16 protein-coding genes are annotated in these 16,307 nt (G+C 69.9%); 8 read left to right on the top strand and 8 right to left on the bottom strand.

Features of this window, described 5'->3' with window-relative positions:
* Window positions 1–172: 172 nt before the first annotated feature.
* Both M878_RS73240 and M878_RS96610 read left to right on the top strand, forming a co-directional pair.
* A complete protein-coding gene (locus M878_RS73240) occupies window positions 173–424 on the top strand; it encodes a hypothetical protein (RefSeq protein WP_158692734.1) in 252 nt (83 codons plus the stop codon).
* Between the two features lie 759 nt (window positions 425–1,183).
* Complete coding sequence (locus M878_RS96610; RefSeq protein WP_106962747.1) at window positions 1,184–1,861, top strand: hypothetical protein; 678 nt, start codon at window positions 1,184–1,186, stop codon at window positions 1,859–1,861.
* A gap of 482 nt (window positions 1,862–2,343) precedes the next feature.
* Here M878_RS96610 and M878_RS73235 read toward each other — a convergent pair whose 3' ends face one another.
* The 8 genes from M878_RS73235 to M878_RS73200 form a co-directional block, all read right to left on the bottom strand.
* Window positions 2,344–4,362, bottom strand: a complete 2,019-nt coding sequence (locus M878_RS73235) for a sensor histidine kinase (RefSeq protein WP_023549609.1) — start codon at window positions 4,360–4,362, stop codon at window positions 2,344–2,346.
* Between the two features lie 181 nt (window positions 4,363–4,543).
* A complete protein-coding gene (dhaL, locus tag M878_RS73230) occupies window positions 4,544–5,197 on the bottom strand; it encodes a dihydroxyacetone kinase subunit DhaL (RefSeq protein ID WP_023549608.1) in 654 nt (217 codons plus the stop codon).
* 127 nt (window positions 5,198–5,324) lie between these two features.
* Window positions 5,325–6,317, bottom strand: coding sequence for a dihydroxyacetone kinase subunit DhaK (gene dhaK, locus M878_RS73225; RefSeq protein WP_023549607.1), 993 nt, complete (start codon window positions 6,315–6,317; stop codon window positions 5,325–5,327).
* An 18-nt stretch (window positions 6,318–6,335) separates the two neighbouring features.
* Window positions 6,336–8,021 carry a phosphoenolpyruvate--protein phosphotransferase gene (locus M878_RS73220; protein WP_023549606.1) on the bottom strand — a complete coding sequence of 562 codons (1,686 nt, stop codon included), beginning with the start codon at window positions 8,019–8,021 and terminating at the stop codon, window positions 6,336–6,338.
* Window positions 8,018–8,680 (bottom strand): dihydroxyacetone kinase subunit DhaL, encoded by a 663-nt coding sequence (dhaL, locus tag M878_RS73215; RefSeq protein ID WP_209445555.1) that lies wholly within the window; start codon window positions 8,678–8,680, stop codon window positions 8,018–8,020. The genes M878_RS73220 and dhaL (M878_RS73215) overlap by 4 nt, the downstream gene beginning before the upstream one ends.
* Window positions 8,681–8,818: 138 nt before the next feature.
* Window positions 8,819–9,817 (bottom strand): dihydroxyacetone kinase subunit DhaK, encoded by a 999-nt coding sequence (gene dhaK, locus M878_RS73210; protein WP_023549604.1) that lies wholly within the window; start codon window positions 9,815–9,817, stop codon window positions 8,819–8,821.
* Window positions 9,814–10,584 (bottom strand): MIP/aquaporin family protein, encoded by a 771-nt coding sequence (locus M878_RS73205; RefSeq protein WP_031225580.1) that lies wholly within the window; start codon window positions 10,582–10,584, stop codon window positions 9,814–9,816. Before M878_RS73205 ends, dhaK (M878_RS73210) begins: the two co-directional genes overlap by 4 nt.
* 345 nt (window positions 10,585–10,929) lie before the next feature.
* Window positions 10,930–11,709: an IclR family transcriptional regulator gene (locus M878_RS73200; RefSeq protein WP_023549602.1), complete on the bottom strand. Its 780-nt coding sequence runs from the start codon at window positions 11,707–11,709 to the stop codon at window positions 10,930–10,932.
* 61 nt (window positions 11,710–11,770) lie between these two features.
* On the opposite strand from M878_RS73200, the gene dhaM reads away from it, so the two are divergent.
* The 6 genes from dhaM to M878_RS000000101905 all read left to right on the top strand — a co-directional run bounded on the left by dhaM (window position 11,771) and on the right by M878_RS000000101905 (window position 16,266).
* Complete coding sequence (dhaM, locus tag M878_RS73195) at window positions 11,771–12,163, top strand: dihydroxyacetone kinase phosphoryl donor subunit DhaM (RefSeq protein ID WP_023549601.1); 393 nt, start codon at window positions 11,771–11,773, stop codon at window positions 12,161–12,163.
* Complete coding sequence (locus M878_RS48630; RefSeq protein ID WP_023549600.1) at window positions 12,147–12,446, top strand: HPr family phosphocarrier protein; 300 nt, start codon at window positions 12,147–12,149, stop codon at window positions 12,444–12,446. Before dhaM ends, M878_RS48630 begins: the two co-directional genes overlap by 17 nt.
* 76 nt (window positions 12,447–12,522) lie before the next feature.
* The gene (locus M878_RS73190) at window positions 12,523–12,978 is read left to right on the top strand and encodes an ATP-binding protein (protein WP_023549599.1); all 456 of its coding nucleotides are present in this window, start codon (window positions 12,523–12,525) and stop codon (window positions 12,976–12,978) included.
* A gap of 780 nt (window positions 12,979–13,758) precedes the next feature.
* The gene (locus M878_RS73185) at window positions 13,759–14,334 is read left to right on the top strand and encodes a hypothetical protein (RefSeq protein WP_023549598.1); all 576 of its coding nucleotides are present in this window, start codon (window positions 13,759–13,761) and stop codon (window positions 14,332–14,334) included.
* Between the two features lie 298 nt (window positions 14,335–14,632).
* Window positions 14,633–15,637: a chitinase gene (locus M878_RS73180; RefSeq protein WP_023549597.1), complete on the top strand. Its 1,005-nt coding sequence runs from the start codon at window positions 14,633–14,635 to the stop codon at window positions 15,635–15,637.
* Window positions 15,638–15,972: 335 nt separating this feature from the next.
* Entirely contained in the window at window positions 15,973–16,266 is a 294-nt protein-coding gene (locus M878_RS000000101905; RefSeq protein ID WP_023549596.1) for a hypothetical protein, read from the top strand.
* The last annotated feature ends 41 nt before the right edge of the window (window positions 16,267–16,307 follow it).

The following is a 16,307-nucleotide window of genomic DNA, read 5'->3' as shown; positions in this document are numbered from 1 at the left end:
CAGTTTCCGTCTCATTCAGCCCCGTTCACGACCGTTCAGCCGAGGCCCCGAGCCGTCACCACGCCGACGGCCAGCCGCCCATGAACGCAGGTGAACGCCCCCGTACACGGTTCAAGAGCCCACCAACGCAGTTGGAAAGCGTGCACCCCCGTCCCGGGATACTGTGCTGGTCATGCCAGCCCAACTCGTCTGCCCGCGCTGCGAACAGGACTGGGTCCGCCCGTACCGCTTCAAGGCTGACGGGACGTCCTTCCTGTTGTGCACCGAGTGCGACTCGCTGTGGTGGCCGGACGAGGCGGTCGCGGTAGCTCGGGCGCATTTCCTCGACGACGTCGTCGCGGCACGTCTCGGGGTGGAAGGCAACCCGTGGAGCGATCGTGTCTGGGCTGACGTCATCGAGCCGGCACCCGACTTCCGTCGTTGAGCACGTCGCACCACAACCGCACCAGATCGAGCGGGGAACAGCAGGGAACCACGGTGAAAGCGGCCCAGCCCGACGAGGCCACGAATCGTCCGTTCACCCAGCTCAGCACCCAAACCGCTCCCAGATGAACGCAGCTTCCCAAGCTGACAGGACCGAAAGGCGAACGTCCCCGAGTTGCCGCCCAGGGAACAGGCCATCGCGGCTTGCCCTGGTTGGGGTACCAGCAGCGTGGATCAAGCCGGTGCGGTGCAGCGAGGCATACGCGTACCCGGTCGGTCGGCCGGCCCGCCGCCGTGGCGGACTGTCGCCAGCCAAGGCTCAGACAGTCCGCATCGGAGGCACCCCCTGTTTACCGGCATGGTCGCCATACTGATCGAGGCTGGGCCATCTGTGGCACGCGACGTGCGTCGGCGTGGTCTTCCACCTTCGCCAGGGGACACATCGCGAAGTCAAGCCTAGGCACCTGGGCCGGGAAACTGCGCGAGATACGCACCTGAACGAGCAGGACGGGCGACCGCAGGTATCGAGCGGCCGGCTGACGTCCACAACTCCCGATGCGGGTACTGCGGGTCGAATCCCTGCCGGTCCTTCGCCGATGCCCTACGGCTGCGGGCATGTACCGCCGTGAACTTCTGACACCTGGTTGGCCTCACAGCCTCACACCTTGGACATACCCGGAATGCCAGTTATGCGAGCTGTAGGTACGTTCATCGCAGATCGGTCGTCCGGCCGACGCGCATAAGAAAGAGAGAAGTGCCCATGCCCTCGCGTGCCTTCACTGTGGTCGGTGCCGGAATAGGCGCGACCGTCCTTGCAGCCACCGGAATCACCTATGCCTCGACCGTCGAATCCACCCCGGCCTCCCCGCCTGTCCACCGGGCAGCCCAGCCACTCCACCACCCAGCCCAAACGGCCCACCATCTCGGCCAACCGGCCCACCGACCCGCCCAGCCTGCGCCACACGCCGCATCCGCAGCACCTTCCGTTTCCGCCACGACTCCTTCGGGCGCCAAGAACGGGAACGGAGGCGGAAACGGCGGACGCGACGGCGGCGGACGCGACAGCGGCGACGGACGCGGTGACGGCAGGGGTGGACGCGACGGCGGCGGACGCGGTGACGGCCACAGGAAGCACGGAAGGATCTTCTTCAACGAACGTTCGTACCCCGGCTTCGTTGAGGGCTGCATCACCGTGGCCAGCGGACTGGGCGCGGACAGTTTCAATGTCCGCAACGAAAGCAGGAGGACCGTCGAAGTCTTCCGGGGCTTCGACTGCGACGGTGGCCCTCCGGTCGCCATCGTGGGGCCCCGCAGCGAGACCTTCGGCGTGGTGCCCCATGACAAAGGCGGCGAATTCGGTTTCGACGGCGATGGCGAATTCGGTCACCACGGCGTCGTGGGCAGCTTCCGGGTGGTCTGCGACCACGACGGGTGGTGATGACAGCACCACGCGACGCACGGGAAAGTCCCCGGACCGCTCACGGTCCGGAGACTTTCCCCATCCGCCCCCGAAGGCAGCGGAACTCCCGCCGCCTGCACCGCTCCAGCGCCTGGCACACTACGACCTCACTGCCGGCACTCTCGTTCCGCGATCGGCGTCACCGCCAGCCATGTCATGGGCCGGGCCAAGACAGGCGACTGCCGAGGAGGCGTCGATACTCGGCATCCAGAAGGCCGCCCCTGGGTGACCCTCCAACCAGCCGACGACGGCACCGGGGGCGGGCGTAGATCGAACTCCCAAAGCAGATGTCCAGGTTCGGATCCTGCCGGGGGCACCACGCATTGCCGCTCCGAACTGGGGTTTCTCCCCCCAGGCGCGGGTCCTCATCGGCCTCGGACGTCTCGTCCGGGGCCGTTTGCGTGAGCGGACGGGGGTTCCGTGAGGCCAACGGGCCACCGACCCCGCGTCGACGCTCCGGTCTAGCGGGCACCCCGGCGGCGTGTCCGGTGTGCACGTCTCGTCGGCGCACTCTCCTCGATGTGCTCGGTGGTGTCGTAGTTGCGCCAGCCGGTGAGGCGTCCTTCCGTGTCGTATCTGGCTGACAGTCCGGGAGGATCCATGTGATCTTCGTGCTCCCTGACCAGTTTCTGGGGCAGCATGACGACCGCTGTGACGCCATGGGGCGCGGACCCGCGGAGCTGGACGCGGATGTCGTGGCGGCCGGAGAGCCGGCCGATGACGAACATGCCCATGCGCCGCGCCACCGCGACGTCGACGACTGGGGGGTTCAGGAGCCTGTCGTTGGCTTCAGCGAGGTCCTCAGCGGTCATGCCGATGCCGTTGTCCTGGATCCCGACCTGCGCGCCGCCGCCGGACAGGAGCCGGCACGTGACGACCACTTCGGTGTCCGGCGAGGAGAACGTGGTGGCGTTCTCCAGCAGCTCCGCGATGAGATGCACGATGTCGTTCACTGCCCGGCCGTCGACGTCCGCGGTGACCAGTCCGTGCAGCTGCACCCGCTGGTACTGCTCGATCTCGCTGATGGCGGCCCGGAGGACATCCACGAGCCGGACCGGGGCGCTCCAGCGGCGGCCCGCCTTCTCGCCCGCGAGGACGAGGAGGTTCTCCCCGTTGCGGCGCATGCGGGTGGCCAGGTGATCGAGCTTGAAGAGGCCGGCGAGCAGGTCGGGGTCCTGTTCGCCGTTCTCCAGGCGGTCGATCAGCTCCAGCTGCCGTTCCACCAGGCTCTGGCTGCGCTGCGAGAGGTTGACGAACATCGTGTTGATACGGCCGCGCAGCTGCGCCTGCTCGAACGCCAGCCGTACGGAGTCGCGGTGGACATCGTCGAACGCGCGGGCGACCGCCCCTATCTCGTCCGTCGAGTCGACGGCCGTGGGCTCGACCTCGATGGGCTTCAGGTGCGCGCCGGTGGACTCCCGCAGCAACCGGACCACTTCGGGCAGGCGGTGCTGTGCGATATCGAGGGTGGAGGCACGCAGGGTGTGCAGCGGGGCGACGATCGACTGCACGAGGACGTGCGTCACACCGAGCACGAGCAGGAGCATCAACAGCTCGACGAGCGAGGCTGTGAGCAGTGAGCGTTCAGCCTGGCGCTGCTCGTGCGAGCTCTCGTCCTCGGCCGATCCGATGAGGCGCTGCTCGATCCGTCGCAGCAGGTCCAGCTTTCTCGTCATGGTGTCGAACCATGCGTCGGCGTCGAGGGTGGGGCGGCTGGTGTCCTGAAGGGCGAGTGCCTGCTTCTGGAGGGTGTCGGCCTTGTCGACGTCCCTTCCGGTGACGGTGTGCTCGTAGAACTGACGCTGGGCGGCCGGTGCACTGGCCAGGAACTGTTCGGTCAGTGCCTGTTGCTGCCGGCCGGCGAGGGTCAGGCTCTGGGCCTCGTTCGCGTCGAAGTGTCCCTCGGCCAGTACGCCGCCGAGCAGTGCGCGTCGCTGAGACGCTTTCTCGGTGGCCTGGGCGAAGGTCTCGAGTGTGCCGGCCCTCATGACAAGGGTCTGGCCGGCGATGTCCGGCGCGAGAAGGCGAAGTGCGTCGGTGAGCTCGGTGATCAAGCCTGTGTATGCGTCGACCACGGTCGGCCAGCGCATCGCCGACCGGGTCACCGAGTGGCGCAGTGATGCCGTCTTCGGACCGAAGGCGTCGAGCACCGCGAGCTGGGTGGCCAGGACCGAGTTCGTCGTTCCGTGGACATGAGCGGCCTCCGCACGGACCTGGGCCAGCGCCGCGTCCGTCTTCGAGCGCTGTGTGCCGATTCGGCTCGTGTCGCCCGTACGGCCTTCGGCGACGTAGAGGGCGGTGAGATCGCGTTCGTCCTCGATCTTCTGCAACAGCGCCGTGCCCTTGTCGACGACACGGACCAGCCGGCGGGCGTTGTCGACGTCCTGTGCGTTCCGCACGGCGGATCCGACCCGCAGACCGCCCAGGACGAGCGCGGTGACGACCGGGATGACCACCACGGCCAGCAGCTGGGTGCGCACGCTCCAGTTACCCGGGGCGAACCGCCTCTGGATCCCGCCCCGTTGTCCTTGCACTTGCCCTCGCACCTTCTCCCCGCCCTTGAACGTGCGCGATTCGGGGGCGCGTCCCGCGTCGCGGGGCGCTCCGGCTCATCACGCGAGTGCGCTTGTCGTGTCATCGATGAATGAGGCCGTGCAGGGGTTACTGATGGCCTTTCGTACGCCGCTCGCCCGCCGAGCACACGGTCGCGAGGGCGGACAGAATGAGGACGGTCGACGCCGCGCCGGGGTCCTCGTGGCCGATGGTGCGGGCGCCGAGGTAGCTGGCGCGGCCCTTCCGGGCCTGCATGTCGGCGGTTTGTTTCAGGCCCCGCGCGGCCGCGTCGTACGCCGCGCGGGTGGCGCCGGCCAGGTCGCCGCCGGTGTCGATGACGGCCTGGTAGGCGGTCACGGCCGGGCTGAGGGCGTCGATCATGGTCTTGTCTCCCTCCAGGGCCGCGCCGATCCGCTGGATGCCGGCGACGGCGGCTGCCAACGCGGCCCCGAGTTGTGCCGCGGAGACGTCCGGTTCCTGGCCCAGGGTCCGCGCGGCTTGCCGGAACCCGGTGCCGTACAGCGGTCCCGAGGCCCCGCCGGTCTTGCTGATCAGTGCCCGGCCGACGGTGGCGAGCACCCCACCGGGAGTGGACGGGTTGGTCTCGTCCAGCATCGCCACCGCCGCCTGCAGGCCACGGCGCATGTTGATGCCGTGGTCGGCGTCGCCGACAGCGGAGTCGAGACGGGTCAGATGATCGGCGTTCTCGGTCACCGATCGGGCGGCCTCGTGGATCCAGGCCCGGAACATGCTCGCGTCCATCGTCGTGCCTCTCCCTCGTACGATCTTGTAGGTCTCGTACGACCTCGGACGATCACGTACGACCTCGCACCCTCTCGTGCGACCCCGCACGACCTCGTACGGTCTGGCGTCGATGGCCTCGGCCTGCTCAGCGTCCCCAGCGCAGTGCGGGGGTCACGACCGGGGCGTCCCACAGGTGGGTGAGCTGTGGCGTGAGCCGGCACACGGTGATCGTGCAGCCGGCCATCTCCAAGCTCGTGACGTAGTTGCCGACCAGGTTGCGGGTGATCCACACGCCGTGGCCGGCGAGCCACTCGGCGACCGCCGCGTACACCACGTACAGCTCGATCAGCGGGGTGCCGCCCAGGCCGTTGACCATCACCAGCACCCCGCCCGAGAGCGGCATGTCGGCGTGGATGGCATCCAAGGCGACACCGACGATCTCCCTGGCGGAGGTGAGCCTGCCGCGGGCCCGACCGGGCTCGCCGTGGATGCCGACGCCCAGCTCGACCTCGTCCTCGCCCAGTTCGAAACCGGGTTTGCCCGACGCGGGCACCGTGCACGACGTGAGCGCCACCCCGAAGGACCGGGACCGGTCGTTGACCTCCCGGCCCAAAGCCGCGAGCGTGCCCAGGTCGGCGCCGAGTTCGGCGGCCGCACCGACGATCTTCTCCACGAACACGGTCGCCCCGGTGCCCCGTCGGCCCGCCGTCCACGTGCTGTTCTCCACAGCGACGTCGTCGTTGACCACGACGCCCTCCACCCGCACCCCGTAGTCGGCGGCCAGGTCGGCGGCCATCTGGAAGTTCAGCACGTCGCCGGTGTAGTTCTTCACGATGTGCAGCACTCCCGCGCCGCCGTCCACGGCCCGCGTGGCGGCGAGGATCTGGTCCGGCACGGGCGAGGTGAACACCTCACCGGGGCAGGCCGCATCGAGCATCCCGTGTCCGACGAACCCGCCGTGCAGCGGTTCGTGCCCGGATCCGCCGCCTGACACCAGGCCGACCTTCCCAGGGGTCGGCCCGCCCGCACGGGCGATGTAGCGGTCGGACGCGTTGACCGTCAGCGACGGGTGTGCGGCGGCCACACCGACGAGCGCATCGGCAAGTACCTCATCGGGCGAGTTGATGAGCTTCTTCACGGTTCAGACGCCTTCTTCTCAGGGCAGCGACGGCCGGCAGCACTGCTCCACGAGTCGCCATACCTCTTCGGGCGTTTCGCGGGTCAGGGCCACGGTGGCGAGGGAGGCGCAGGTGTCGTGGCGGAGTCGGCGGATGCGGGCGCGGACCTCGTCGAGGGCGGCGGGGCCGACCGAGAGGCTGTCGCAGCCGAGGCCGATGAGCAGGGGTGTCACGAGGGGGTGTGCAGCTGCGTCGCCGCAGACGGAGACCTGACGGTCGTGGCGGTGGGCGGCGGTGACGACGCGGGCGATGGCGTCGAGTACGGCGGGGTGTGCCGCCATGGCGGGGGTGGCTGTGGGGTCGCGCCGGTCCAGGCCCAGGATCTGGCAGGTGAGGTCGTTGCTGCCGATGGAGAAGAAGGAGGCTTCACGGGCAAGGTCGTCGGCGGCAGCGACCGCTTCGGGGAGTTCCACCATGATGCCCAGGGGCGGCGGCGGTACGCCGGCTTCAGTGGCCGCTTCCTCAAGAAGGCGGCGGCAGGCACGCAGTTCGTCGACGCTCGCGACCATGGGGATCATGATGCGCAGGTCGGTGTCGGCTCCGGCGCCGAGCAGGCTGCGGAACTGGTCGGCGAAGGCGTCCGGTTGGGCGAGCATGAGGGGCAGGCCGCGACCGATCCGCGCACCCTGGAGACGGGCGAGGAACGGCGGCAGTTTGTCGTCGGCGAAGTCGAGCGTGCGAGCCGTGACGACCTGACCGGCGAGAGCGCGCAGGACGGGGACGAGCGTGGCCGCGTGCTGTTCGCGGGTCGGCCAGGCGGGATGGTTGAGGAAGGGCAGTTCGGTGCGGAGCAGGCCGACACCTTCCGCGCCCGTGGTCACGGCCGTGCGGGCCTCGGCCGGGGTGGCCACGTTGGCCCGTAGCACGATGCGGTGCTGGTCGAGTGTCTCGGCGGGCAGGTGCCGCTCTTCGGCGAGGGCGAGCCTGCGCGCGCGGGCGGTCTCCATGGCGTGCAGGGCCCTGGTGCGCTCCTCGTCGTCGGGGTGGGCGACCGCGTTGCCGCGATCTGCGTCGAGCAGGATCTCCTGCCCGTCCGGCAGTTCGAGGAGCTGGGGGTCGACGCCCAGCAGGAAGGGGATGCCCAGCGAGCGGGCGACGATCGCGGCGTGCGAATTCGGGCCGCCCGTCACCGAGATGGCGGCTGTCACCGTCAGGCCGGGTTCCAGCAGGTCGGCGGCGCCGATCTCGTGGGCGACCAGGACGAGCGGCTGGTCAGGGGCGGGGCCCGTCTCGCCGTGGAGGTGGGCGAGGACCCGGCGGCCGACCTGCCGGACGTCCGCGGCGCGCTCGGCAAGGGTGGGGTCGTCCAGGGCGGCGATGGTTCCGGCGTAGGCGTCGATGGACTGGCGGACCGCAACGGATACCGGCTCGCCGTCGTTCGCGCGCTTGACGGCCTGGTCGCGCAGGTCCTGGTCCTGGGCGATGTAGCTGTTGACCTCCATGATGTCGGCCTGTTCGTCCTTGCCCTGTTCGCGCAGCGAGACGGACAGGTCGAGCAGGCGGGCGGCTACGGCGTCGAAGGCGTCGGAGATCTGCTGCGTGGGGTCGCCGCCGGCGCGCTGGGGCAACGCCGTTCTGGTGAGTGGCCGGTCGGTGCGGTGGACGACGCCGAGGGCTATGCCGGGCGCTGCGGCGTGTCCGGTATAGGTGCAGCGGTCGGTCATCGGGCCCCCAGCGGCTCGGCGCGGGACGCCAGCGTCTCGGCGAGGGCGCGGAAGACCAGGGCGGTGGAGGTGGCGCCCGGGTCCTGGTGGCCGATGCTGCGGGCGCCGAGGTAGGAGGCGCGGCCCTTGCGGGCCTGCATCGGGGTGGTGGCGCGCATGCCCTCCTCGGCTGCGTCGGCGGCGGCCGCGGCCGCGGCGGCCAAGTCGGCTCCAGCCGCGGCCTGTTGCTCGAAGGCGGCCAGTGCGGGGGCATAGGCGTCGATCATGGTCTTGTCGCCGGGTGCGGCCGCACCGAGCTTCTGGATGCTCGCGAGGCCGGCGGCCAGCGCGGTGGCGACCTGCTGCGGGTCGGCGGTGGGGGTGTCCAGGGCCTTGCCGATGGCACGGAAGGCACCGCCGTAGAGCGGCCCGGAGGCGCCGCCGACGGTGGAGATGAGGGTGGTGCCGGTCTTGACCAGTACGGCTCCGGCGGTGTCCGGCTCGTAGTCGGCCAGGGCCGTGACGGCGGCGGAGAAGCCGCGGTGCATGTTGGTGCCGTGGTCGGCGTCGCCGATGGCCGAGTCGAGCTGGGTGAGGTGGTCCTTGTGCTGGTCCACGGCGGCTGCGATGGCCTGCACCCACGTGCGGGCGAGGTCGGTGTCCACGGAGTCTCCGTTCATGGTCGGTACGGGGCTGGTCGAGCGTTGGGTGAGCCGGGGGCGGGGGGAAGACGCGAGGGGTGCGATCCGGGCGGGCTTGGCAGCGGGAAGGCCCCGGCCCGGCCCTCGCGTCGCGCGTGGCCCCGCCCCCGGCTCGGTTCAGATGCCCCAGCGCAGCGCCGGGGTGTTCACAGGCGCGTCCCACAGGGACAGCATGTCGGCATCGGCCTTGCACACGGTGAGGGAAACGCCCTCCATGTCCAGGCTGGTCACGTAGTTGCCGACGAGGCTGCGGGCGACGACCACGCCCTTGTCCGCGAGTGCGGCGGCAACCTCGTTGAAGACCACGTACAGCTCGATGAGCGGGGTGCCGCCCAGGCCGTTGACCATGACGATGGTCTCGTCGCCGGCGACGAGCGGCTGGTCGGCGAGGATCGCGTCCAGAGCGGTGGCCACGATCTCCTTGGCCGGGCGCAGCTTCTCGCGGCGCCGTCCGGGTTCGCCGTGGATGCCGACGCCGACCTCCATCTCGTCCTCGGGCAGGTCGAATCCGGGCTTGCCGGAGGCGGGGGTGGTGCAGGCGGTCAGCGCCACCGCGAAGGACCGGGAAGCGGCGTTGACCCGCTTGCCCATGTCGGCGACCTCGGTGAGGCTGCCGCCCTGCTCCGCGAGTGCTCCGGCGATCTTCTCGACGAAGACGGTGGCTCCGGTGCCCCGGCGCCCTGCGGTCCAGGTGGAGTCCTGGACGGCGACGTCGTCGTCGACCAGGACCGTCTCCACGGTGATGCCCTCCTCGGCAGCCAGTTCGGCGGCCATCTGGAAGTTGAGGACATCACCGGTGTAGTTCTTCACGATGAACAGCACGCCCACGCCGCCGTCGACGGCTTGGGCCGCGGCCAGCATCTGGCCGGGCACGGGCGAGGTGAACACCTCGCCTGGGCAGGCGGCGTCCAGCATGCCCTTGCCCACGAAGCCGCCGTGCAGGGGCTCGTGCCCGGAACCGCCGCCGGAGACGAGGGCGACCTTGCCCGGCTTCGTGCCCAAGGCGCGGGCGATCACCTTGTTCTCCGCGTCGACCTTCAGTCCGGGGTGGGCGGCGGCGATCCCGGACAGCGCCTCGGCCAGCACCGCTTCAGGGGCGTTGATCAGCTTCTTCATGACAGGGCTCCTTCAGCGGCGGCGACCGGCTCGGCCGTCACATCCGTGGTGGCGGCGATGCCGCGACTGGCGTTCAGGGCGACGTACAGGAAACCGGCGGCAACCGCACCCACGATGTCGCCGATCAGGTAGACCGGCAGCTGGTTCCAGTGGACCGTGCCGTTGAACACCTGGCCCACCAGCATGGGGCCGACGACGCGGGCGGGGTTGATCGCGGAGCTGGTGGCGGGTCCGACCACCATGATGACGGCGAACACCGCCAGGCCGATGGCGAGTCCGGCGAAGCCGCCTGCCGAGCGGCGGTCGATGGCGCCGAAGACGACGAAGGCGAGGATGGCGGTGCCGACGGCCTCGGCGAAGAAGGCTTGGCCGGCGCCGACTTGGGGGCCGTAGTTGGCGATGCCCAGACCGACGGTCACGGCCTGGTGGCCGAGCACCCCGATGATCGCGAGGGCTCCCAGGACCGCGCCGACGACCTGGGCGGCTATGTAGCCGGGGACGTCCCGCCACGGCATCTTCTTCGTCGCGGCGAGCGCGAGGGTGATGGCCGGGTTGATCTGACAGCCGGAGATGTGGCCGATCGCGTAGATCATCGCGATGACGACCGTGGCGAACGCCAGCGAGATCATGCCCAGGTCGGCGAAGGTGAACGGCGCCTTGCCGTTGACGATGAGCGTTGCGGGGACCGAACCGACGCCGATGAACACCAGCATCGCGGTGCCCAGCATCTCGGCCACAAGCTTCTGTGGGTAGGTGTTTTCTTCCATGGAAGGCGCCCAGAGCCGGACGGCGGCTCGGGCGTCTCACCTCCTCCGCGGGGAGCGGGCTGTGAAGGGAGGTGGCCGCCAGGTTCATCAGGGTCGGGGCAACCTGGCGGCCGCTCAGGGGGAAGCCGGGCGGATCGAGCATCCGGCTGGCGGTTCGTTCATCATGGATGAACGTTGTTCGGGAAATTAAGGCTGCGTTTCCGGCCTGTCAAGAGGTTCGGCAGACGCTCGCGTTCCGCCGGCAGTTCCGCCGACACGAAGAAGGCCCCACGGCGGCGTGCCGAGGGGCCTGGATCAGGTGGCGAGCGGAGGGGCGGCCGACCGTCGCCGAGTTGCGGGGGCGGGTCAGGTCATCGCGGTCCGAGCAGCTGTCCCACGGGGGGCGCCCAGGTCGCGGGAGAGGTTGCGGGCGGTCTCCCGGACGGCGACCGCAAGCTCCTGACGTGCGGATTCGGCCAGCACGCGCTCGACGGGGCCGACGATGCCGAGAGCGCCGACCACCCCGCCGGACCGGTCGAAGACAGGGGATGCGATACCCGCGTCACCGATGGCGGATTCCTGGTCCTCGATCGCATAGCCCGTCCTGAGGACCTCGTTCAGCTGCCCGGCCAGCTCCTCCGGGTCGGTGATGCTGGCGCCGGTGAGCACAGCCGGCTCACCCGCGAGCAGCCGCTCACGCTCGCCGGCCGGAAGGAAGGCCACGATCGCCTTGCCCAGGGCGCACGTGCTCCACGGGATGCTGGCGCCCACCTCCAGGATCTGCACCGCCCCCTCGGGCCGGAAGGCATGGTGCACCACCATGACGTGGTCACCGGTGAGCACGGCCACCCAGACCGCCTCATTCGTCCGGTTCGCGAGCTGGTCCGCCCAGGTCAGCGAGCGGGTCCGCAGCTCCTGGGTGTCCAGGTAGGCGTTGCCCAGCTGCACCAGATCCGGGCCGAGCTGGTACTTCGAGCTGTCCCGGTCCTGCACCACCAGCCCCTCGGCCTCCAGCGTGCGCAGCAGCGCATGCACGGTCGGCTTGGCCACGCCCAGGCGGTCGGCCAGCTCGGTCACTCCGAGCCGGGGCCCGGTGGACGCGAGCTCCCGCAGGATCTGCACCGCCCGCTGTACCGCCTGCACCATCGAAAATTTCTCCCTGGTTCACTATTGATGAACAGCGTTCCGAGATTTAACGTAACTGTTCATGAGCGCATCTGTCGGCATCGTACTCGTGTCCCACAGCGCCGAGCTCGCCGCGGGCCTTCGCCTGCTGGTGCAGCAGATCGGCTCCGACACGGTCCCCCTCGCCACCGCCGGAGGCACCGACGACGGCCGGATCGGTACCAGCTACGACCTCGTCCTCGACGCCATCCGCAGCGTCGACCGGGGCCGGGGTGTCGTCGTCCTGCCGGACCTCGGCAGCTCCGTCCTGACCGCCCGCACCGTCCTGGAAGACCATCCCAGCCCCGACGTGCTGATCGTCGACGCGCCCTTCGTCGAAGGAGCCGTCGCAGCCGTCGTCACCGCCGCATCCGGCGCCGACCTCAAGACCGTCGCCGACGCCGCCAAGGAGGCCCGCCATGTCCACAAGCTCTGAGTCCACCACCACGACCGCGACGACCGCGTCCACGCACGAGACGGCCGTCGTCCTGCCCGCCAACCTCCACGCCCGGCCCGCGGGTCAACTCGCCCGCGCCGCAGCGGCATTCGTCAGTGCCATACAACTGCAGTACGCCGACCGGACGGTCAACCCGACCGGGGTGCTCGCCGTCATGGGGCTGGGCGCCACCGCCGGCAGCACCGTGACCGTCCGCGCCGAAGGCGACGACGCCGAACAGGCCGTCACGGCGCTGGTCCACATCCTCGCCAACGCCGAGTAACCCGGCCGCCACCAGCGGCACCGAACCAGCCGCCGCTTCCGCCATGAGAAGCAGAGACCAGTGGAGGTGGCCGAGGATGAGCGCCCCTGCCCCGAGCACGTCCGACGCCCCGGTGGACCCGCCCGCGTGGGTCGAGCACGTCTGCCCGCTGCCGCACATCCCCGAGGCCGTCTGCGCCGTACGCCGACGGGCACGCACCGTTCTCGCCCAATGGCGCGTGCCCACCCCGACGGCCGACGACGCCCTCCTGGTGATCTCGGAGCTGACCACCAACGCCATCGTCCACGCACGGCCGCCGGCAGTGCTGCGGCTCTCCCTGCCTGCGCCCGGCCACCGTCGCGCGCTGCGTATCGAGGTCACCGACGCGGGGCCGGTACCTCGGCGACGACCGTCGCACGATGACCTCCACCCCGCCGAACACAGGGAAAACGGTCGCGGGACCGACATCGTCGCGGCTCTCTCCGCACGACACGGCATATCCCACCACCCCGAGAGGACCACCCGATGGGCCGACCTTCACATGGGGGTTTGACGCTTCGTGGGGGGTGGCCGCCTGCTCGCTCGGTTCCCCACGCTGAGCGGCTGCTGGGATGAAGTCCCGCAGGCCAAAGCCATGCTGCTGAGCGGCTGAACCAACTGAGCGACTGAACCAACTAGCGGGAGTTCATGACGGCCCCGGCGCCACGGCCACCGTCAGCCCCGGCCGCCCTCCCGACCATACGCAGGCGCAGTCTCTCAATCTGCGCCACACCATTGACAGTCCACTGACAGATTCACTACGGTCCCTGCCGTTAGGAAACTTTCCTAACGGTACACCGGCATGAGCACACCGGCAGGCTTCAGCGCCACCGTCGCATGCGGTGTCCCGGCATCACTGCTCGACCCGCTCCAGGGCCCGGACGGCGATCCCTCCGGTGGCCTGGGCAGGGGTCAGCCGCGCGTCGAGGCGCCGCACACCCGGATCGCGTGGTCCTCCCGACCACTCGGCGCGGACGCGGCCCCCCCACATCCAAAGCGAGGTTCATCCGCATGACCTCTTCAGCACGTCGCGGACGCACACTTCACCAGGCCCCTGCCGTCCTTCAGTAGAACGAAGGCCGCGCTCTCAGCCGGACACCCTGCCCTGGTCGCCCCACCGTAACTTCTCCGCGGGCCACGCCGCCCGCCCTTGCAGACGACGGGCCGGCATCCCTTTCGGCAACTATGCCGTCCGCGGCTCACATCCGCCGCTGCCACCTCACCGGTCTCCGGGCTCGGTCACCTCGAACGCGTGCTGCCGGAGCCCATGTCCCGCAGGATCCAAGGAGGTTCCATGCGTCATCGTCTCACGCCACCGCTGCTCATGGCCGCGAGCGCCCTGTCGCTCGCCCTCATCTCACCGTCAGCATCGGCCACGACCGGCACCCCCGACACGAGCGGTCATCTCCACGGTGCCAGGTCCTCCGAGAGCCAGACAGTCAACGTCAATGTCACGTCTTACGGTTACAACGACAACGACGACGGCAACGGCCACTACGGCACCGCGCAGATCGCCTACCCGCAGATCCACAGCGAGGCCACCGAAGACCTCGGCACCTACGACCAGCCGTCCACCTTCGCCACCGACCCCGGTGAGTTCGCTCCCGGCACCCGCATCTACGTCCCTTACCTCCAGAAGTACTTCATCATGGAGGACGGGTGTGCGGAGTGCAGCTCGGACTGGCAGAACGGCATCCATCACGTCGACCTGTGGATGGGGCCCGCGTCCATGCAACCGGAGCCCGCCCTCGACGACTGCGAGGGATCGGTCACCCAGAACGCCGACATCATCGCCGACCCGGACCCGGGGCTGCCCGTCGACACCACCCCGCTGTTCTCCGACGGACAATGCACGGCCGTCCACCATTGAGCCGTCCGGCACCGGAGGCGCCTGCCGTTCCTCGGCGCCGCCGGTGACCGGCCAACTCACGTGCCACAACGCACGGTTCGCCGAAGCCGAGCACCCGGCGCCCCTTGGCAAGGGCGTCTCGGTGGTCGCCGGCTCAGCGGCAGCCGCACCGGCCGGGCACCGACGTGGCGCCCCGCTCCGTGCTCCAGGCCCTCCGCGTCCGACCGCCGCCGCCCCTCCCGGTCCGAGCCCGACGGGCGGCGGCCCCGGTCCTGATGCCTTCCCAACGCGCCCTCCAACCCACCTCCAGGACTCAGTAATGACCATCCGCCCACCCAGAGCCGCTCTCGCCGCCGTTGTCCCCTTCACCGCATGCGCCACACTGATCGGCACCGGCCAGCCGGCCGGCGCCGAGCCGGCGTCCGCCTGGCCCGCGCACTACGCGGCCCCCTATCTCCAGATCGGCTCCGGCACCGCCGGTGACATGGCCGACGACATGGCCGCCACCGGCCTGAAGCACTACACACTGGCCTTCCTCATCCCCCAAGAGGGCTGCACGGCGCAGTGGGAATACAACGGCGACCCCGTCGGCGCGTTCACCTCACAGATCAACGCGCTGAAGGACAGCGGCGGAAACGTCATCATCTCCTTCGGCGGAGCCGCCGGCGGCGAACTCGCCCAGACCTGCACATCGGTCCCCGATCTGACCGCCGCCTACGCCGGCATCGTCAACACCTACGGCGTCACCCGGCTCGACTTCGACATCGAAGGCGCCACACTGGACGACACGGCCGCCAACACCCGTCGTAACCAGGCGCTTGCCGCCCTCCAGGCGCAAAACCCCTCCGTCGAGGTCGACTACACGCTGGCGGTCGCCCCCGACGGCCTGCCCTCCGCGCAGACCGCCCTCCTCCAGGACGCCTGGGACAACGGGGTCAACGTCAGCACCGTCAACCTCATGACCATGGATTTCGGCAACGGGCACAACGCCCTCTCCGACGCCGAATCCGCCGCGCAGGCAACCGCCGGGCAGCTCGCCGCTCTCTACGGCATCTCCAACTCCCAGGCGTACCAGATGATGGGCCTGACACCGATCGCCGGCCAGAACGACGACGACGAGTTCTTCTCGCAGTCAGACGCCGCCGCGCTGGAGAACTTCGCCGCCTCCCACGGAGTCGGGGAACTGGCCTTCTGGGAGGTCGACGGCTACGACAAACCCACCGGCTACGCGTACTCCAACACCTTCAACCAGATCAACGCCCAGGCCGTGACGGCGCACACACGAGGTGTGCGAGGGCTACCGGCCGGCGGCTGGACCGGCTGATCCCGGACCGGCCCCGGCCCCGTCACTGCTCCACTCGGATCCCCCGTCGCGCCGCCAGAACAGGGCCCTTCCGTCCGATCTTCCGTTCTGGCGGTCGTCGCAACACCCCAGTTCAGGGGATGCGATGGACTTCAAGATCCAGGAGCCCTCGACCAAAGTGCCGCAGCACGGGACCGGACAACCCGCCTGGACCGCGAAGCCCCGGGAGGAAGGGCTCGTCCAGGTGTCACCTGGACGGCTGAACCCTGTCGCGGTGGGAGGGGAAACGTAGGACGCTGCCCTCAGCTGCGGCGACGCCACTCCGCAGCACCACCGCAGAGGAGACCTGAACCGGCATGGTGGCTGTGCGGATCGTCGACCAACCGGGAACCGGCCTTGGCCTGGTCACCGAGGTTGCCCGCAGGGAAGGCGATGTGGTGGCCACGATCCATGGGGCTGAGCACCGTTGCCGCGAGGCCGAGGCCGCCATGGACCGCGCCGAGTCGCGCGGCAAGGCGTTCGGCTCGTACGACCCGACTGCGCTCAACTACCGCATCAGCCAGGTTCGTTACGAACTCGGTGACGTCCCCGGTGCCATCTCGGCCATGCAGGAATCGGACCCGGGCCCGCCACCGCGCCACGCTGGCTGAGCCCCGACTGGAAATCGGCCAGCGCCCCCGCGCGGTGGCCC

Source organism: Streptomyces roseochromogenus subsp. oscitans DS 12.976 (assembly GCF_000497445.1).
Lineage (GTDB): Bacteria > Actinomycetota > Actinomycetes > Streptomycetales > Streptomycetaceae > Streptomyces > Streptomyces oscitans.
This window is presented reverse-complemented; position numbering and strand designations above follow the sequence as displayed.